The 19,856-nt window shown below is 47.3% G+C and carries 14 protein-coding genes and 1 other annotated feature; of the genes, 13 read left to right on the top strand and 1 reads right to left on the bottom strand.

All coding sequences use genetic code 11. The features are described 5' to 3' along the window. Positions 1-90 precede the first annotated feature (90 nt). Positions 91-3,192 (bottom strand): isoleucine--tRNA ligase, encoded by a 3,102-nt coding sequence (gene ileS / locus A7D23_RS09830; protein WP_019226578.1) that lies wholly within the window; start codon positions 3,190-3,192, stop codon positions 91-93. 97 nt (positions 3,193-3,289) lie between these two features. Beyond that, positions 3,290-3,558: a binding site (T-box leader), on the bottom strand. A gap of 356 nt (positions 3,559-3,914) precedes the next feature. Here ileS and spoIIP point away from each other — a divergent pair. From spoIIP to A7D23_RS09765, 13 genes are all read left to right on the top strand, one after another. Next, positions 3,915-4,760 carry a stage II sporulation protein P gene (gene spoIIP / locus A7D23_RS09825; RefSeq protein ID WP_242871518.1) on the top strand — a complete coding sequence of 282 codons (846 nt, stop codon included), beginning with the start codon at positions 3,915-3,917 and terminating at the stop codon, positions 4,758-4,760. Positions 4,761-4,815: 55 nt separating this feature from the next. Then, positions 4,816-6,375 (top strand): murein biosynthesis integral membrane protein MurJ, encoded by a 1,560-nt coding sequence (gene murJ, locus A7D23_RS09820; protein WP_025205219.1) that lies wholly within the window; start codon positions 4,816-4,818, stop codon positions 6,373-6,375. Positions 6,376-6,498: 123 nt separating this feature from the next. Then, entirely contained in the window at positions 6,499-8,304 is a 1,806-nt protein-coding gene (gene lepA / locus A7D23_RS09815; protein ID WP_019226581.1) for a translation elongation factor 4, read from the top strand. A 135-nt stretch (positions 8,305-8,439) separates the two neighbouring features. Beyond that, positions 8,440-9,777 (top strand): radical SAM family heme chaperone HemW, encoded by a 1,338-nt coding sequence (hemW, locus tag A7D23_RS09810; RefSeq protein ID WP_019226582.1) that lies wholly within the window; start codon positions 8,440-8,442, stop codon positions 9,775-9,777. A 158-nt stretch (positions 9,778-9,935) separates the two neighbouring features. Beyond that, positions 9,936-10,985, top strand: coding sequence for a heat-inducible transcriptional repressor HrcA (hrcA, locus tag A7D23_RS09805; RefSeq protein ID WP_019226583.1), 1,050 nt, complete (start codon positions 9,936-9,938; stop codon positions 10,983-10,985). A 21-nt stretch (positions 10,986-11,006) separates the two neighbouring features. Next, entirely contained in the window at positions 11,007-11,582 is a 576-nt protein-coding gene (gene grpE, locus A7D23_RS09800; protein ID WP_019226584.1) for a nucleotide exchange factor GrpE, read from the top strand. A gap of 91 nt (positions 11,583-11,673) precedes the next feature. Next, on the top strand, positions 11,674-13,533 hold the full coding sequence (gene dnaK / locus A7D23_RS09795; protein ID WP_019226585.1) for a molecular chaperone DnaK: 1,860 nt from the start codon (positions 11,674-11,676) through the stop codon (positions 13,531-13,533). Positions 13,534-13,848: 315 nt separating this feature from the next. Then, on the top strand, positions 13,849-14,991 hold the full coding sequence (dnaJ, locus tag A7D23_RS09790) for a molecular chaperone DnaJ (RefSeq protein WP_019226586.1): 1,143 nt from the start codon (positions 13,849-13,851) through the stop codon (positions 14,989-14,991). A 44-nt stretch (positions 14,992-15,035) separates the two neighbouring features. After that, the gene (prmA, locus tag A7D23_RS09785) at positions 15,036-15,962 is read left to right on the top strand and encodes a 50S ribosomal protein L11 methyltransferase (protein ID WP_019226587.1); all 927 of its coding nucleotides are present in this window, start codon (positions 15,036-15,038) and stop codon (positions 15,960-15,962) included. A gap of 22 nt (positions 15,963-15,984) precedes the next feature. Further along, positions 15,985-16,722 (top strand): RsmE family RNA methyltransferase, encoded by a 738-nt coding sequence (locus A7D23_RS09780; protein WP_015044595.1) that lies wholly within the window; start codon positions 15,985-15,987, stop codon positions 16,720-16,722. A gap of 118 nt (positions 16,723-16,840) precedes the next feature. Next, positions 16,841-18,253 (top strand): tRNA (N(6)-L-threonylcarbamoyladenosine(37)-C(2))-methylthiotransferase MtaB, encoded by a 1,413-nt coding sequence (gene mtaB / locus A7D23_RS09775; RefSeq protein ID WP_176714411.1) that lies wholly within the window; start codon positions 16,841-16,843, stop codon positions 18,251-18,253. A gap of 86 nt (positions 18,254-18,339) precedes the next feature. Then, complete coding sequence (locus A7D23_RS09770) at positions 18,340-19,197, top strand: hypothetical protein (protein ID WP_019226589.1); 858 nt, start codon at positions 18,340-18,342, stop codon at positions 19,195-19,197. Positions 19,198-19,288: 91 nt separating this feature from the next. Then, positions 19,289-19,633, top strand: coding sequence for a histidine triad nucleotide-binding protein (locus A7D23_RS09765; protein ID WP_019226590.1), 345 nt, complete (start codon positions 19,289-19,291; stop codon positions 19,631-19,633). The last annotated feature ends 223 nt before the right edge of the window (positions 19,634-19,856 follow it).

The following is a 19,856-nucleotide window of genomic DNA, read 5'->3' as shown; positions in this document are numbered from 1 at the left end:
GCTAATGATGGTCTGTGTTAACTATTATCAGCATTATTTCAGTTCAAGGTTACTTATTTTAAAAAATTCAGCTTAACGGAGCCAAAGCATTTAGATCCGTTCTACCCTGACGCCGGTATCGTGGTCATTCAGGTTCACCTTAGTCAGGTCTGCGGTACTCGGTGTTTTTTCGATGCTTTCAGCGAGCGTTTCTACTTTGATGTATTCTTGATAGCTTTGAATCGCACTCGTGACTTGGTCATCCCCATCGAAATAGATCCGGATGCGGTCCATCATTTCAAAATCATTGCTCTTGCGCATCTGCTGGACTTTGGAAACGAGCTCTCTGGCCAGACCTTCATCGATAAGCTCTCTGGTCAGCGTGGTATCAAGAATAACGAACAGGTTGTTTTCCATTGTGACCGTGAACCCTTCTTTGGCGGAAATCGACACGATGACATAGTCCTTGACGATATCTAGCTGTTCTCCATCCACATCCACTGAGAGCGATTCTCCAGCCTCCAGGGCAGCCACAGCCGTTGAAGCCTCCAGGCTTTCCAGTGCTTTGCCAAGGAGTTTGATTTTCGAGCCGAAGACGGGTCCAGCAGTTTTGAAGTTTGGCTTCAGAATGAAATTCATAAAATCGCTTAAGTTATTCGCAAAAATAACTTCCTTTACATTGAGCTCTTCCTGAATCAGTGGAATTAAATCGGCGATCAGGACTTCATATTTCCCGTCAACTAGGATTTGCTGGATCGGCTGACGGACTTTGATCCTGACCTGTTCCCGGGCAGATCTGCCGAGGGTGACTAAATTCCTGACCAAATCCATTCTGTTTTCGACGTTCTGATCGATCATAGTCGAGACATATTCCGGATAATCTGCCAGGTGGACCGAAGTCTCACCGGTCAGGTTACGGTAGATTTCTTCCGCCAGATAAGGTGCGAACGGTGCTGAGATTTTGGCGATGCCGACCAGGATTTCATACGTGGTGTTATAGACGGCCTTCTTGTCGTCCGATAGGCCGGAATCCCAGAATCTGCGGCGGGATCGCCGGATATACCAGTTGGAGAGGTCCTCGCTGACAAATTCTTGTATTTTTCGGACCGCTTTAGTCAGATCATAGACAGCGAGATTGGTTTCAACGTCATTGAGCAGGGCGTGATATTTGGAGAGGATCCACCTGTCGAGCTCCGGCCGCTTTTTGTATTCGATAAAGAAATCTCTCGGGTCGACCTCATCGGTATTCGCATAGAGCGCAAAAAAGGTATAGACGTTGCGGAGTGTCCCGAAGAACTTGCTCTGGACTTCCTTAAGGCCTTCGATGTCAAAGCGTTTAGGTGTCCAGGCCGGAGACACATAAAGCAAATACCATCTGAGCGTGTCGGCACCGTACTGGTCAAACAGTTCAAACGGGTCTACCGTGTTGCCTTTGGATTTGGACATTTTCTGTCCCTGCTTGTCTAAAACCAGATCGTTGACCAGAACCCGCTTATACGGGGAACGGCCCATCACAAAGGTCGAGATCGCGAGCAGGGAGTAGAACCAGCCGCGGGTCTGATCGATCCCTTCACAGATAAAATCAGCCGGGAACAGTTCATGGAAGTTCTCTTTGTTTTCAAACGGATAATGATGCTGAGCATAGGGCATCGCGCCGCTGTCAAACCAGCAGTCAATGACTTCACTGACCCGGGTCATCGGTTTGCCGCACTTTTCACAGCGGATATGAACATCATCGACGTAAGGTCGGTGCAGTTCGATGGTTTCATCAATCTTTTCGATTGCTTTTTCCACAAGTTCTTTGCGGGAGCCGACCGAAGCAGTATGGCCGCATCCGCAGCGCCAGATATTCAGCGGAGTCCCCCAGTAGCGGTTACGGGACAATGCCCAGTCATTGACATTTTCAAGCCAGTTGCCAAAACGTTTTTCACCGACAAAGTCGGGATACCATTCAACTGTTTTGTTATTGGCGACAAGCTGATCTTTTAGTTTGGTCATCGCAATGTACCAGCTTGGTTTGGCGTAGTACAGCAGAGGGGTCTGACAGCGCCAGCAGTGCGGGTAATTATGCTCCAATTTTTCCTTTTTAAACAGTTTGCCCTCGGCATGCAGCCACTTGATGATATCCAGGTCGGCATCCATCACAAAGCTATCCTTCCAAGGCGTTGCGATAAATTTGCCCGATTCGTCCACCGGTTGAAAAACCGGCAGGTTGTAGCGCTTTCCGGTGTTATAATCGTCTTCACCAAAAGCGGGTGCGGTATGGACGATCCCGGTACCGTCCTCTGTCGTGACATAATCGGCAGTCGTCACAAAAAAAGCCTTTTTGTCGGCGGTTAAGAACGGCATCAGCTGCTCATACTCCATATATTCAAGCTCAGTGCCTTTTAATTCCTGCAGGACTTCATAATCGTCGCCGAGTACTTTCGGTGCAAGCGTCTTCGATAGATAATAAATCTCATCATTGCTGCGGACTTTGACGTAGGTTTCGGTCGGGCTTACCGTCAGTGCAGCATTGGAGGGCAAGGTCCATGGTGTGGTCGTCCAGGCCAGAAAATACTCGTCATATTCTTGGCGTTTGAATTTGACAATGACTGTATTCGTTTTAATTTCTTTATAGCCCAGCGCGACTTCGTGGGAAGCAAGTCCGGTTCCACATCTGGAGCAGTACGGAAGAATCTTGTGACCTTCGTACATATATCCTTCTCTGAAAAATTTGTCCAGAATCCACCAGACACTTTCAATATAATTGTTATCCAGGGTAATATACGGATGATCCAGATCAATCGAATAACCCATCCGGATCGTCATTTCGCGCCACTGTTTTTCATACGTAAACACAGAGTCGCGGCATTTTTCATTGAACTGGGCGATCCCATACGCTTCTATACCTTGTTTGTCGGAAAGATTCAACTGTTTTTCAACTTCGATTTCCACCGGCAGTCCGTGCGTATCCCATCCCGCCTTCCGTTTGACCTGAAAACCTTTCATGTTCTGATACCGGCAGACGGAATCCTTCAGTGTTCTCGCCATGACATGGTGAATACCCGGCTTGCCGTTGGCTGTAGGCGGACCCTCATAAAACACGAACGGTTCCGCGCCTTCGCGGTTTTCGATTGTCTTCTGCAGAATATCAATCGAATCCCAGTAATCTGATATTTGTTTTTCCCGTCCAGCAACGGGGTTTTCAGCTAAAGATTTAAATTTTTTCATAGAGATTCTCCTTTATCAATTCATTAATGACTAATTAGTTCCTCGTCAACCCTCAAGTTATCATATGAAAAAAGTAAAAATCCCTAAGTATGAATAACTTAGGGACGACTAAACCGCGGTACCACCCTGATTATATGTCTGAGGTACATGAAATTACGTCAAACACATCACTCTTACCCGTTAACGCAGGGCAGGCGAAACTTCTTACTGGAACCCTGTTAATTGATCACTTGACAGTGACAAGGTACATATTTCTGAAGTTCAGCTCCCGGGTGATTTTCACTTGAAAGTCGGACGCAATCTCTCAGCATTTGATTGCTTTCTGTGGACTTCCTTTTAAGCTACTGTCCCATTCCTTGCTGTTTGATACTTGAATTGTCTTCAAATTATATCTATTATATGACATCCCATGCAAAAATGCCAAGTACATCTTAAAAATTCTGCACTGTATAAATTCAGCGTTAATGCAGGTGTAAAATATTAAGGATATTTCAATGTTCTAAGACAGGTTTGTCCTTCATATTCCTAATTATGGAAAGGAGGAGATTATCCTGTTTTTTTGGAATACCCGTCTGAAAGCTGTTGGGGTCATACTACTCTTGGCGCTGCTTGCATTTTCTGTTTACTTTTGCATTTCCAACGATAGTTTTCAGTATACCATAAAAATATTGTCTGAAAAAAGTTTTCCGTTTGAGCTTATACTTCTGGAAGGCGCCCCGGGGATGTCTTATCCACAACGAACCTATATCAGTGATACACGGAATGCTGCTGCAGGGATCGGAATGTATTTGCTGACCGGAGTCAACATATCCGACGCTCGGACGTATTTTTTAAGTTTCTATGCACCTCCTTCCGAAGGGCCGACCTGGCTGGGCTGGGCCTATTATCCCAATGATCCTGAAATGGAGGGACCACTGCTCGAACCCCTCGATAATCCGTTTTATCATGATCCTGAACCGATTAAAAGTGCGCAGGATGTCCTGGTAAGCATCTATCACACCCACAGTGCAGAGTCCTATTCGGGGGATGGCGGTGCAGACCGGTCAGCTGGAGGTGAAAACGGAGATATTGTGGAGATTGGACAGCTATTGACTGAAAAATTGAACCAGGCAGGAATCAATACGGCACATTCCGAGGAGGTTAATGATGCTGTCTATATCCAGGCCTACAATCATTCCTATCTCGCAGCAAAAAAAATGCTCGAGAAAAACCCAACAACCCGTTTGCTGATCGATCTTCACCGGGACGGACTTCCTTCCCAGGTGGGCAAAGATACTGCAAAGATTAACGGACAGGAGTGTGCCAGAGTCATGATTGTGATCGGTCAGAAAAATCAAAACTGGGAAAAGAATGATGCAATTGCGCGTGAAATTATTAAGATTGCGGAAAAAAAATACCCGGGACTGTTTTTCCCGAAAATCCGCTATGCCTCAGAAGCACGCTATAACCAGTATCTCACGGACGGAGCAATCCTGCTGGAAATTGGCAGTCAGCTAAACACGTTGGAGGAAGCACAGGCTGCAGCCGGACCGATAGCCGAAGTATTGAAGGAATATCTCGGTAAATGATATAATTTGCAGTGAGTGCATTTCTTTGTATATAGAAAGGTCCTTCAGCATCATTATGACAAACAATCAAAAAATGATGAAAGCGGCAGGCTTCATGATGGCTGCCAACCTTGTTTCCAGGCTTCTCGGTTTTGTCAGGGAATCCCTGATGGCAGGCCTGTTTGGGAAAACGGCGGCTACAGATGCGTATAATACGGCTTTTATTCTTCCGGACCTGCTCTACTGGCTGTTGGTCGGAGGGGTGTTGAGTGCTGCCTTTATCCCTGTCCTATCCGAATATATTGCCAAAGAAAAGGAAAAAGAAGGATGGAAAGTCGTCAGCTCGGTAACCAATGCGACATTTCTTCTGCTCTGTATCCTGGTTATCGCAGGCATGCTGCTGACTCCGAAGTTTATTGAGATGCAGGTACCCGGATTCAGTCCGGCGAATAAGGAACTTACCATCTATCTTACCCGCATCTTACTGCTGCAGCCGGTCATTCTGGCTTTGAGCGGGATTACGATGGGTATCCTGAACTCGTACAAAATATTTTGGCCGTCCGCGCTGGGGACGGTCCTTTACAATGCCAGCGTCATCCTATTTGGGGCGCTTTTTGCTAATTCCGGTGAGGCCCGGAGTATCTCCGGTTTTGCGTTTGGGGTCGTGATCGGCGCTACGGTAAATTTTCTTGTCCAGGTCCCTTCCCTGCGCAGGGTTGGCTTCCGCTACTATCCAATGATCGATTTGAAACATCCCGGGGTCCGGAAGATCATGGTCTTGGCTGTCCCGATGATTATCATGTACACCTTGAATCAATTCCAGGTCATTGTGAATTCCAACCTCGGTTCTGCGCTTGATCCGGGAAGCTTGACTGCGATCTGGTACTCTTACCGTCTTTTCCAGGTCCCGGTCGGCATCTTCGCGCTGGCCATCGGTGTCGCTGTTTTTCCGACCTTAACAGAGCAGGCTGCTCTGAAAAAGGCCAAAGACTTTCTGGAGACGATCTCGAGTGCAATTCGTCTGATTATCTTTATTACGGTTCCGATATCCATTGGGATGGTCGTCCTGCGCTTCCCTTTGATTCGGGTTCTGTTCCAGCATGGTGAATTCAGTGCAGGGGATACGGATATCATGGCTGTGCCGCTGCTGTATTTTTCGCTGGGGATCACTGCTCAGGCTATTATTCAGATTCTGCCGCGTGCTTTTTATGCGATGCAGAACACCTGGATTCCGGTTATTCTTGGTCTTATCGCCATGGCTGCCAGCATAATCTGGATGTACATTTTAGTCGGGCCTTTGGCTTGCGGCGGCTTGGCCCTGGCTGTAACCCTCGGAGCCATTATGCAGATGCTCCTGCTGTTTATCGTACTGCGCCGCAAACTCGGCAAAATTGACGGGCGCAGAATCGCAGCCGTGTTTAGTAAAACACTGGCAGCCGCTTTGGCCATGGCAGCTGTCGTCATGATTTGGGCGAATCTGCTGACCCTTTGGGTCGGAATTGGCAAAATGGGATCGACGATTGTTTTAATCAGCGGAGCACTCGTAGGCATGCTCGTGTTTTTTATAGTTGCCCGTCTGCTGAAGATGGAAGAGTACCAAATGGCCATCGAGATGCTGATCAAACGACGCAAATAAGGAGGGCTGGGGGGCAAAAGGACTCCCCCTGTCCCCCCGGCATTCCGGAGCCGCCTTGCTTTTCAAGGCGGTAGTTTGGTATAATGATATGCTGGCATTATATTCGGGGAGAGAAGAATATCCATGGCAAACGCTTCATCTAAAATCAGAAATTTTTCGATCATTGCCCATATCGATCACGGCAAATCTACTCTTGCCGATCGGCTGATTGAGTATACCGGAACCATGTCCACCCGGGAACTCAAGGAGCAGGTTCTCGACTCCATGGATTTGGAACGGGAGCGTGGTATTACCATCAAATTGCAGGCAGTTCGTTTGCGCTACAAGGCAAAAAACGGAGAGGTCTATGAGCTGAATCTGATCGATACTCCCGGACATGTTGACTTTTCTTACGAAGTTTCCCGGAGTCTGGCTGCCTGCGAAGGGGCTTTGTTGGTGGTCGATGCGGCCCAGGGTATTGAGGCGCAGACTCTTGCCAACGTCTATCTTGCTTTGGAAAATGACCTGGAGATCATTCCGGTTATTAATAAAATAGATCTGCCAAGCGCAGAACCTGACAGAGTCAAACAGGAGATTGAAGATGTGATTGGGATTGACGCGAGTGAGGCGATCCTCGCATCGGCCAAAGTGGGGATTGGGGTCGAAGAGATCCTGGAAGCCATTGTCCAGAGGATTCCTCCGCCTAAGGGCGATGATGAAGAACCTTTAAAGTCATTGATTTTTGACTCAAAGTTTGATTCCTACAAAGGTGCGATCCCTTATATTCGATTATTTGACGGTAAAGTCTCCAAAGGAACGAACATCAGGATGATGTCCACCGGAAAAATGTTTGAAATCACCGAAGTTGGTGTTTTTACCCCAGGAATGACGATTGTCGATGAGCTGAGGGCAGGCCAGGTTGGCTATATCGCGGGCAGTATCAAGAATGTCGGGGATACCCGGGTCGGGGATACCGTGACGGATAACGACCATGCGGCGGCGGAACCGCTGTCGGGCTACCGCAAAGCGGTATCGATGGTTTTTTGCGGCCTTTATCCGGTTGAAACTTCCGACTTTGACAGGCTGAAGGATGCGCTGGAGAAACTTCAGTTGAATGATGCGAGTTTAATGTATGAAAATGAAACGTCCGCAGCGCTGGGTTTTGGTTTTCGCTGTGGTTTCCTGGGTCTCCTGCACATGGAAATTATCCAGGAGAGACTCGAGAGGGAATTTGGCCTCAGTATTATTACGACCGCACCGAGCGTTGTTTATAAAGTAAATACCACAGCCAAGGAACAGGTCTTTATCGATAACCCTGCGCTTCTGCCGCCTGAAGGAAAGATCGAATCGATTGAAGAGCCTGTGGTCAAGGCTACGATTATGGTACCCTCCGAGTACGTAGGCACCATCATGGAACTGAACCAGGAGAAAAGGGGTACGTTCCTGAACATGGATTACATCACCGCTTCGCGCGTAAGTCTCTATTATGAGCTTCCGTTAAGCGAAATTGTATATGATTATTTTGATCAGCTTAAATCCCGGACCAAAGGGTATGCGTCTCTGGACTATGAACTGATCGGATACAAGGAAGCGGATCTTGTGAAACTCGATATCATGCTGAACGCTGAAATTGTTGATGCACTCTCCTTCATTGTCCATAAAGACAAAGCATATTCTCGTGGACGCAAACTTGTTGAAAAGCTGCGCAGCCTGATTCCGCGGCAGATGTTTGAGATACCTGTTCAGGCCGTGATCGGTGCCAAGGTCATTGCCAGGGAGAATATCCGGGCTATGCGCAAAGATGTTCTGGCCAAATGCTACGGTGGTGACATTTCCCGGAAACGCAAACTGCTGGAAAAGCAAAAAGAAGGCAAGAAACGCATGAAACAAGTCGGCAGTGTGGAAATACCCCAGGACGCTTTCATGGCAGTGCTCAAGATGGACGATTAATTTTACTTTGCTCGGGTTAGACCCAAGGCAGCACCTCCTGCGCTGTGCTCCGCTTGGCGCTGGACATCCATTACGGTGACTTAGTCTGCAGCTTGGGAACGTAAATATTAAAAATCGCTGTATTAGGTGATTCGTATGACTTCTTTATATGTTCATGTTCCGTTTTGTGTAAAAAAATGTTCCTACTGCGCATTCTATTCGGTACCTTATACTGCTCCCATTATCGCAGACAGTAAAATATTCGGTAGCGTAGATGGGGCTGACCATATGTTATTATCAGACCCGGCCTCCGATTTGGTCTTCGTCTATTTGCGCGGACTGGAGCGGGAGCTTGAGTTGCGAGCTAAGGAAGCCTCCCAGGGGGTTTCTTCTCTTTTTATTGGGGGCGGAACGCCCACAGTTCTGAATGCCAGTCAGCTTGATCGGCTGCTGAATCTGATTTACCGGTATTATTTTAAGGCCCTGAGCCGGACAGACTCGACAGAACTATCTGATCCGATAAGGGATCCCCGTATCCATACTTCCAGAACCGGTCAGGTCCTAGAAAAAACAATTGAGTGTAATCCCGGCACACTTGACCGGGAGAAATTGATGCTCTGCCGGACGTACGGGATCAACCGGATATCGCTCGGCGCTCAGAGCTTTGATGACCGTCTGCTGAAAAGCATCGACAGAATCCATACCGTGGAGGATATTCACAGGAGCGTCACCCTTATCAGACAATCGGGGATAGATAACCTGAACCTTGACCTGATTTTTGGACTTCCGGGACAGAGAATGGGAGATTGGCAGGATACGCTTCGCCAGGCCATCGCATTGTCGCCTGAACACCTTTCACTCTATGCACTTACGCTTGAGGAAGATACCCCGCTGCATAAAGAATATGCATACAGTCAGGCAGGCAGTCCGGACTGCAAGGAAACCTTGGATGGCTTGAACAGCCGGAATCGCCTGGATCGTCTGCCGGATGACGACTTGCAGGCCGATATGTACGAATGGGCGGTTTCTTATCTTCAAAGCTGCGGCTATGGCCGCTATGAAGTTTCCAACTTTGCGAGGCCCGGTTTTGAATGCAAACATAACCGGTCTTATTGGCGAGGGCAGGATTATATAGGTCTTGGACCGGGGGCAGTCTCATGTCTGAACAACGTTAGAACCAGGAATCCAGAGGATATTGCCGGTTATACCCGGATATTGGAATCTGGACAAAGACCTTTGGACCCTTCGGCAACCGAAGTACTGACCAGAGAGCAGCAGATCTCTGAATTTATGATGCTGGGGCTGCGTACGGCAGATGGAATCGACACCGCAGAATTTTCTGCAAAATTTCAAACGGAAATTCAGGATATTTATGGACAAATTTTGCAAAACTATATTGATAGAGATATTTTCCGACTTGCCGAAGGCAGGTTGAAAATTAACCCTGCCTGCTTTTTCGTGCTCAATGCGGTTCTGGTGGATTTCATTTTGTAGCTAAATTTAACGATGATCTAAGCTGAATTGCAGCTACATTGTACACGATTCGATGATTATTCCTCTTGACATTATTTTACCATCATGCTAAATTATGTTCAGATGATTAGCACTCACCTTAGTAGAGTGCTAACAAATCAATCGGAGGTGGCACTTTGATGGAAATGGATGAAAGAAAACACAAGATTTTAAAAGCGATTGTGCAGGATTATATTGCCACCGCGGAGCCTGTCGGTTCCAGAACCGTTTCCAAAAAGTTTGAGCTGGGGGTGTCTCCGGCGACGATCCGCAATGAGATGGCAGATCTCGAAGAGTTGGGACTTATTGAACAGCCCCATACATCTGCAGGAAGGATTCCTTCCGACTCAGGCTATCGCTATTATGTCGATTATCTGATGGACCCTTTGAGCCTGAACCATGATGAAAAGAAAAATATCAACCAGGAGATCACCAGCAGACTCAGCGAAGTGCAGGAAGTCATCGAATACACCGGAAAGCTTATTTCCCAGGTGACGAACCTGACCAGTATTGTACTTGGACCAAAAAGCCGAAACGGTATTCTAAAGAATTTGTATTTTCTCCCCTACGAGCAGGGGAAGGCCATCATGGTGACCGTGAAAGAGAATGGTTCGGTAGAGAATAATATTGTCGATATCGGTTCGGATACAAGCCCGGAGGAACTTCAGATTCTGGCGAATATTTTCAACCAGAAAATGAGCGGAACCAGGGTACAGGATTTGAAAAAAGGCCTGATCAACGAAATATACAGCGAGCTTTCCAGAAAACGCCGCATTATTGATGGAATGATGGGTATTTTGGAAAGAATGTTTGATGATAAGGATGGAGAGTCCGAAGAACGGGTCTACCTTGGCGGGACATTAAATATGCTTGATCAGCCTGAATTCAGGGATATCAATAAAGTTCGAAGTCTCTTTTCCGTATTTGAGGAGAACAATAAGCTGAAGGAGCTTCTAAGTCATGACCAAAAGGGATTAAGTATCATGATCGGAGCGGAAAATGCTGATCAGGTATTTAAAAATTGCAGTATCATATCTGCAACCTACCAGATTAACGGGAAACAGATTGGTTCAGTGGGAGTTTTGGGTCCGACCAGAATGGATTACGGCAAAGCGATTGCGATTGTAGATTATATGACAAACAGCTTGACCGAATTGCTGACAGAGAGGCACCGGAGGACCCGGACTTAGATCAAGAAGGGAGGCAACTGCGTGAACAAAGAAAAAACAAATCAAGCGTCTGCAAACGCTCAGGAAGATAAAGAAAACCAGAACATTGGGCAGGAGAATGAAGAATGCCTGACTGAGGAGATTGATCCTGTCGATCATTTGCAGCGCCTGCGTGAGGAAATTGAAGAGCATAAGTTCAAAGCGGAAGACTATTATGCCCAGATGCAAAGACTGAAAGCTGAATTTGACAATTTCCGCAAAAGAACTCAGAAGGAAAAAGAAGACACTGCCCGATATGCTTCGGAAAGGGTCATTCAGTCCCTGCTGCCGGTCCTGGATAATTTTGAAAGAGCGATTGCTTCCAGTCGAAAAAACAAAGATTTTGAAGCATTATCCCAGGGTGTGGAAATGATCGAAAGAATGTTTGTGAAAGTTCTGGAAGATGAGGGGCTCAGAATCATTGAAACCGTCGGCCAGGAATTTGATCCGAATCTCCACGAAGCCCTGCTGAAAGAAGAATCCGACCAGCCGGAGAATATGATTCTGGAAGAACTTCAAAAGGGATATTATCTGAAGGATAAAGTGATCAGGCCTAGCCGGGTCAAAGTTTCAGGCTGATAGTATTAAGCTAAATCTCAGTCTGATCAAAGAGTATATGAGTTGAAAGAAACGAAAAATACGATATGAGAATTTGCAAGGAGGAAATCAAATGGGTAAAGTAATTGGTATTGACTTAGGAACCACCAACTCTTGTGTTGCAGTACTTGAAGGTGGTGAACCTGTTGTAATCCCTAATCCTGAAGGAGCACGTATTACACCTTCAGTCGTCGGCTTCTCCAAGAACGGCGAGAAACTGGTAGGTCAGGTGGCTAAACGCCAGGCTGTTTCCAATCCGGACAACACGGTTAGTTCAATTAAGCGTCATATGGGCACTAACTATAAAGTGACTTTGATGGATAAATCCTATACACCGCAGGAAGTATCTGCAATGATCCTGCAGAAGCTCAAAGCTGATGCGGAAGCTTATCTGGGGTCTTCAGTCACTCAGGCTGTCATCACCGTTCCGGCGTATTTTACCGACGCCCAGCGTCAGGCTACCAAAGATGCCGGCACGATCGCCGGTCTTGAAGTTCTGCGTATTATCAACGAACCTACTGCAGCAGCACTGGCTTATGGACTTGACAAAGAACATGACCAGACCGTACTCGTTTACGACCTTGGCGGCGGAACATTTGACGTCTCGATCCTCGAACTGAGTCAGGGAATGGTCGAAGTTAAAGCGACAAATGGGAACAACCTTCTCGGCGGTGACGACTTTGACCAGCGTTTAATGGATTACATTGTTGCCGAATTTAAAAAGAGCAACGGTGTTGATCTTGCCAAAGACCGGATGGCCCTGCAGCGTCTGAAGGAAGCTGCTGAAAAAGCCAAAATTGAGCTTTCCGGCGTTGCCCAGACTAATATTAACCTGCCGTTTATCACAATGTCTGCTGAAGGGCCGCTTCATCTGGATATGAATATCACCCGCGCCAAATTTGAAGAGCTTGTAGCAGATTTGATCGAAAAAACAATGGGACCTACCCGTCAAGCGATGGAAGATGCCAAACTTTCCTTCAACGAAATCGATCAGGTGATTCTTGTCGGGGGATCTAGCAGAATCCCTGCAGTCCAGGAAGCCATTAAGAGAATTAGTGGCAAGGAACCACATAAAGGTGTTAACCCGGATGAAGTCGTTGCGCTCGGCGCGGCTATCCAGGGCGGGGTTCTGGCCGGTGAAATGAAAGATATTGTTCTGGTTGACGTTGCCCCGCTTTCCCTCGGGATTGAGACCCTGGGCGGTGTATTCACCAGGATCATTGACCGGAACACGACCATTCCGACCACCAAATCTCAAGTCTTCTCGACTGCAGCCGACAGCCAGACTTCGGTAGATATCCATGTGCTTCAGGGTGAGCGCGAGATGGCTGCTTACAATAAGACACTCGGCCGCTTCCAGCTTACCGGAATTCCGCCTGCCCCAAGAGGTGTGCCGCAGATCGAAGTCAAATTTGATATTGACGTAAACGGTATTGTACACGTTTCGGCGAAAGATATGGCAACCGGTAACGAACAGAAAGTAACCATCACGGCTTCAACCGGCTTAAGCAAAGACGAAATTGAAAAGATGCGTCAGGATGCCGAGGCCAATGCTGAGAAAGACAAACAGGCCAGAGAACTGATTGATGCCAGAAATCAAGCAGATTCACTGGCATACCAGGCTGAAAAGACCCTGAAGGACTTTGAAGGCAAAGGCGACGACACCGAGCGGGATGCGGTCAAGAAGGCTGCTGAAGAACTCAGAGCCACGGCCGGCAGCGATAATGTCCAGGAAATTAATGCAAAATCGGAAGCGCTGACCAAAATCCTCTATCCGTTTGTGGAAAAAATGTATCAACAGCAGGGAGCACCCGGTGCAGGTTCGCAGGGACCTGACGCAGGACCAAATCCAGGACAGCAGGATACCGGAGCCGGCAAGGAAGATGACAATGTTGTCGATGCTGAATATACCGAAGTGGACAAGGATAAATAAACAGAATCAGTATTAATCAGATCATTTGTTTAATCGATTAATCATGAAGAGTCTGCAGATAATAACGATGTTGAAACACAAAAAGTACCGGTATTTAGCCTCAAAGCTAAATACCGGTACAACGCGCCTTAAATCTTAACATATTAATGATAATGGTAGTATAATGATACATTAGAAAGAGTCTATAGGTAATCAAAAGGGTCTAAGGGTGCAGTAGTATCTTTGGACCTGCTTCGGCATTCGGAGGAATGCAGGTCTTATTTATGTCTTATGCGGTCTTGTATTGATATTTAGGGAGGAGTTTCGGCTTAAATTATGAAACGCGACTACTATGAAGTTCTGGGTGTCAGCAAATCTTCCAGCGTGGATGAAATTAAAAAAGCTTACAGGAAGATAGCAAAGGAAAACCATCCCGATGTCAAACCGGGAGATAAGCAAGCGGAAGAACGCTTTAAGGAAGCTACCGAGGCTTATGCGGTATTGAGCGATCCGGATAAGAAAGCAAAATATGACCAATATGGCCACTCCGGGGTGGACTTTAACGGACAGGGCTTTGGAGGATTTGGCGATTTCTCTGATTTTGCTGATTTCGGCCTTGGAGATGTTTTTGAAATGTTTTTCGGCGGTGGTATGGGCGGAGGTTCCAGAAGAAAAGGCCCGGTGAAAGGCGCCGATTTGAGATATGATCTGTCCATCACGCTGCATGAAGCTGCCTTTGGCATGAAGAAGCAGATCGAAGTTCCGGTCTCAGTATACTGTACCGAGTGCGGAGGAAGCGGCGCGGCTCCCGGCACGAATCCGACCACATGTTCACAATGCGGCGGTACTGGGCAAATCAGGGCAACTCAGCGTACACCGTTTGGGCAGATCGCTACGACCAAGACTTGTGTTGCTTGTGGCGGAAAAGGGACAATGATCAGCTCTCCGTGCAGCAAATGCAACGGCAAGGGTAAAGTGAAAGAAGTTAAAAAGATCGAAGTCAATATCCCGGCAGGCACTGAGGATGGATTAAGTCTGCGTTACAGCGGTTATGGCGAGGCTGGAGAAAGAGGAGGACCGTCCGGAGACCTATATGTTGTTCTGCTCGTTAAGAAGGATGAATTCTTCCAGAGAAACGGCAATGATATCTACGTTGAAATTCCGATCACTTTTGTTCAGGCCGCCCTGGGTGATGAAATCGACGTGCCTACCCTTCACGGAGATGTCAAAATAAAGATACCCGAAGGAACCCAGACATCGAAAGTCTTCAGAGTCAAAGGAATGGGTGTTCCTTACCGGAGGGGCAGCGGGTGCGGTGACCAGCATGTCAGGGTGATTGTAGCAACGCCTACCAAACTCACGGAACGTCAGAAAGAGCTGCTCAGCGAATTTGGAAAAATAACGACCGAAGGTCAGCAGCTTGGAAAAAAATCGCTTTGGGACAAGGTGAAGGATAATGTCCGGGATGCTATCGGTTAATTGCAGTTTAACGGTGAATAAGATCTGAGAAAAGGGAGTTTGCAATGAATTGGACTGAGATAGCGGTAACAGTATCATCTGAGGGAGAGGAGGCTGTTACCGATCTTTTTTATCGGATAGGCAGCAAGGGTGTGGTTGTCGAATCGCCTGAGCTGATTAAAGGGTATGTTGAATCCGGGATCTGGGATTATCACATCTATGCGGATTTAGAAGTAACAGGAAAGTGTGTGGTCAAGGGTTATTTCCCGGAGGATGAAAGCTTAAGTCCCAGGATCGCCTCCTTACGGGAAGAACTTCTGCTTTTCAAGGAATTATTTCCGGACTGGATGGTGGAGACGAATTCCGTGATGGTGAAGGAAGAAGACTGGGAGAATGAATGGAAGCAATACTTTAAACCAGTCCGAATCGGCAAACGCTTCCTGATCAAACCGACCTGGGAACAGGCGGACACGCAGGATCAGGTGGTCATCATTGAGATTGATCCCGGGATGGCTTTTGGGACGGGTACCCATCCGACAACCGCTCTCTGCCTGGAGGCGCTGGAAGACTATATTCAGGAAGGTTCGGACGTCTTTGATATTGGCACCGGCTCCGGGATCCTGGCTGTGGCGGCCGCCAAGCTCGGGGCAAACGTCCAGGCCGGAGACATTGACTCCCTGGCTGTGCGGATTGCGCGGCAAAATGCAGCGCTGAATCACATGGAAGATAAAATTAAGGTTAAAACGGGAAACCTCGGTGAGGTCTTTACGGGGAAAGCTGATGTCGTCATCGCTAATATCATCGCGGATATAATCATTGAACTCCTGCCTTCCCTGCCTCAGCTGATGAAACCGGAGGGTATCCTTCTTGCTTCCGGCATCATTGATACCCGGGAAAACAATGTTCTGGAAAAAATGAATGCGGCAGGCCTCCACTGTATTGGAAGGCTTGAAGATGCAGGCTGGGTACTGCTGAAAGCTACGTTTACTTGAGTGTATCGAGAGAGGGAATCCTATGCACCGTTTTAAAATCTCGTCCCGCGAAAAGGACACTTTTAACATAACCGGAGAAGAACTTCATCACCTGACTCATGTGGTGCGGCTTGAATGCGGCGCTAAAGTCATGGGCTTTGATAATTCCGGCGGTCAGTGGGTCGGGGTCATTGAAGAACTAGCCAGGGACTCAGCCTGCTGCAGAATTGTTGAAGAGGAATTCCCTGACGTGGAAGCAAAGGCAAGGGTATACCTTGTCATGGGACTGGCCAAGGGAGAAAAGATGGAGTGGGTCATCCAAAAAGGGACTGAGCTCGGAATGGCCGGACTTATCCCTTTAAGGACGAAACGGTCTGTCCTGCAACTGGAAGGAGCTAAAGCACGGGACAGGGTGGTCCGTTGGCAAAGAATCGCGGCTGAGGCTGTGAAACAATCTCACCGGGTTATCGAACCGGAAATTATGGAAGTAGCCGATTGGACGCAACTGAAGGGACTGCTGCCGGCAGAGACGCAGTGGCTGATTCCTTATGAAGATGAAAAGACGCACTCCTTAAAGGAAGTGCTTCAGGGATATGAACCCAGATACCCGATTGCCGTGCTTATCGGGGCCGAAGGGGGCTTTGCGCCGGAAGAGGTGGCCTGGGCCGAGGAAAAACTCCAGGCCAGGAGTGTCTCTTTGGGACCACGTATTCTGCGGACAGAGACGGCAGCTCTGGCAGCCCTTGTAATGGCTCTCGCTTACTTCGGCGATCTTGGATAGATGCTTTGATCATATGGTCATTTATGTTAGTTCATAAGCCAGAAGAATTTTTATATTTTCTATTTGGGCAGTTATTTGATGGATGTTGTATTTGTTAAGAGGAAAAGAAGCCAAGCGTATGAATAAAGAAGATAAGCAGATGATAACCGAAAACATGAAAAACGCAGAAGGCTTGAAGGTAAGTTTTCTGACGCTTGGCTGCAAGGTCAACCAGACTGAAAGCGAAGCACTTTCTCAGCTGCTGGCCGGTGAAGGTTATAAGACCGTCCAGGAGGCTGATTCTGCCGACGTGATCATTATTAATACCTGCACCGTAACCGGTACAGGGAGCATGAAATCCCGCAAGCTCATCCGTAAGATGGTCAAGGATCATCCGGGGGCGATCATCGCTGTCATGGGCTGCTATGCCCAGCTAAGTCCTGATGAGGTTGCAGGGATCGATGGAGTTGGTCTGATCATGGGAACTCAGGACCGGAGTTCCCTGCTTCAGTTTTTACGCGATATTCAGGACGAACGTACTGCTGGTGCTTCAGCAAAGAAGCCGGCCGAATCTTTAAAACCTCTCCGAAAGGTCAAAAGTTTTGAGGAAAGCGTGAAATATGAAGAGCTTCCGCTGATCAAAAGTGAGAGCCGGACACGGGCCATGCTGAAGATTCAGGATGGCTGCAGCCAGTTTTGTACATACTGCATCGTACCCTATACCAGGGGGCCGTCACGTAGCCGTGATCCTGAAAATGTCTACCGGGAGGCCAGGGAACTTCTGAAGGCAGGATACAAGGAAATTGTACTGACCGGTATTCATATCGGCGCCTTTGGCAGGGACTTTGCCGATAAGAATATGAATCTGGGACTTCTGGTCAGTGAGCTGGTGAAACTTCCGGGGATGAAGAGACTCCGGCTTGGCTCGATTGAACCGATGGAGTTTTCGCTGGAATTACTGGAGGTTATTGCTGCCAATGCAGCAGTATGCCCCCATTTCCATATTCCGCTTCAGAGCGGTTCCAACAAGATCCTGGGAAAAATGAACAGACCTTATACGATAGAGGATTATGCTGCTTTGCTGAAGCAGATAAGGGCCAGAGTTCCAGACGCGGCAATCGCCACCGATATTATGGTCGGCTTTCCCGGAGAAACAGATCAGGATTATCAGGACGGCCTGCGTTTTATTGAGAGCTGCGAATTTTCCGGTATTCATGTTTTCCCTTATTCCCGGAGGCCCGGTACGCCCGCGGCGGATATGCCGGAGCAGATACCCAACCGTATCAAAACAGCCAGGGTCAGGGAACTGATTCAGATCGGTCAAAAGAGCCGAAGAAAATACGAGAGAAAATTTATTGGAAAACAGCTTGAAGTACTTTTGGAGAATGTGGATCAAGACGGAAGAGCCCGCGGACATACCCGAAATTATCTGGAACTTCGAATTCCGTCCATCCTGGCTGAGAGCAATCTCATCACTTATACTGTCCGTGAGGAGGATCTGGTTTCTGTCCCGGGAAACGCTGCTAGCAGAGAAATCAATGAAGCTGAATAAAGCACAATTTGTCAAATGGTGTTTAATCTTCTAATATTTTATAATATAATAATTAACAAATAATCCTCTAAATACAAGGAGCCACAATGAAGAAGATCGGGAATTGGAAGAAGCCCCTTATTATTGTTTTAATTGTAGTCATTGCGCTGGGTGTATTATTATTAAAAGCACCATTGTACGCACAAGTCCGAAGCTATGCGGTGATGTGGGCTTACACCAAATATGAAAATTCCAAGAGCCTGATGGATAAACAGCAAGTCTCTGTTCAGATCCCGGGCGGTTCCAGTACGGAAGAAAAAGACTGGTACCCGTTTGTCATGGTATTTAACGATAATAAAGGTTTTTCGCAGTACACCGGAAGAGACCTTTCCCTGTCGATACTCTATAATTTTGGCGCGTTCAGCTGGAATTACGGTTCGTCCACGCTTTACAAGGATGACTCGCCTTATTATGCGAGCTTTTATGGCGGATATCTGATCAAGGACAACTCCGGGCAAAGCAAGTATGGTTTTTCGGTGGATGGGAAGCTGAATAACAACGAAATAATGGCTGTAGCGAAATATGATTATCAGAAGCTGATCCTGGACGGCCTGGGATGCCCTGCCAAGCAGCAGAAAATGAACGTTCTTTCTTCCGAGGTTAAGAGCGGGGTTACGTATGCAGGTTATGAAGGCTGGGAACAAATCGATGCAATCATCTTGGTAAACAGTCCGGCCCACAAATATGAGGGCAGCCGGCGGGCTTACATTCAGTACGGTAATCCGCTCAAAAAAACCAGTCTGGAGGATTTCCCACTGATTGAATCCCGTGCAAGAATTTATGCGAGATATTTTAAGGAGTTTGACAGTACAGTCTTTTTGTATATTTTGACTCCTTTTGCAGATACGCTGGAGCAATGCGACCAACAAATTCTCAGTAAGACAGTGATTGCAAAAAGCGAATAACCCGGAAGCAAAGGACATTAATCTAACCAGTAGGAACATGTAGGTTTAGAGTTGATAGGGTATTAAGGATACAAAATTGGAGGTTCGGTTCGTGGACAATTGTATTTTTTGCAAAATCGTGAACAAGGAAATTCCTTCAGCAATCGTCTTTGAAAACGAAGATATCCTGTGCTTTAAGGATATTAACCCCGTGGCGCCTGTTCACATTCTGGTTATTCCGAAAAAGCACTTAACCAGTCTGAATGATCTGACAGAAGATGACATGGCTGTGACCGGCAGGATTTTTGTCCTGATCAAGCAGCTTGCAGCAGAATCCGGGGTCGCGGAATCGGGCTACAGGGTTGTTGTGAACTGCGGACCTGACGGAGGTCAGGAAGTCGGACATCTGCACTATCATCTGATCGGCGGCAAGCCGCTGGGCAAGAAAATCGGCTAAACATCTTTTGGAAAAACCGTCAGATTAGGACTGAGTTGTGTTTTGATATGCCAAAAAAGCAGGCTCCTTCCAGCTTGACGTGTCCATATTCATCCTTTATAATCTCATCTTTGACACTTTAAAGAGCAAAAAAGCCTGGAACCCCTTGCAAACAAGGGAAATCCGGGCTTTTACATTTTTAAAAAAGTGAGTAATGTTTTTATGACTTTGTACTTTTGAGAAT

Source organism: Dehalobacter sp. TeCB1, assembly GCF_001707455.1.
Lineage (GTDB): Bacteria > Bacillota > Desulfitobacteriia > Desulfitobacteriales > Syntrophobotulaceae > Dehalobacter > Dehalobacter restrictus.
The sequence above is the reverse complement of the archived record's forward strand: the minus strand, read 5'-3'. Positions and strand labels throughout refer to the sequence as shown.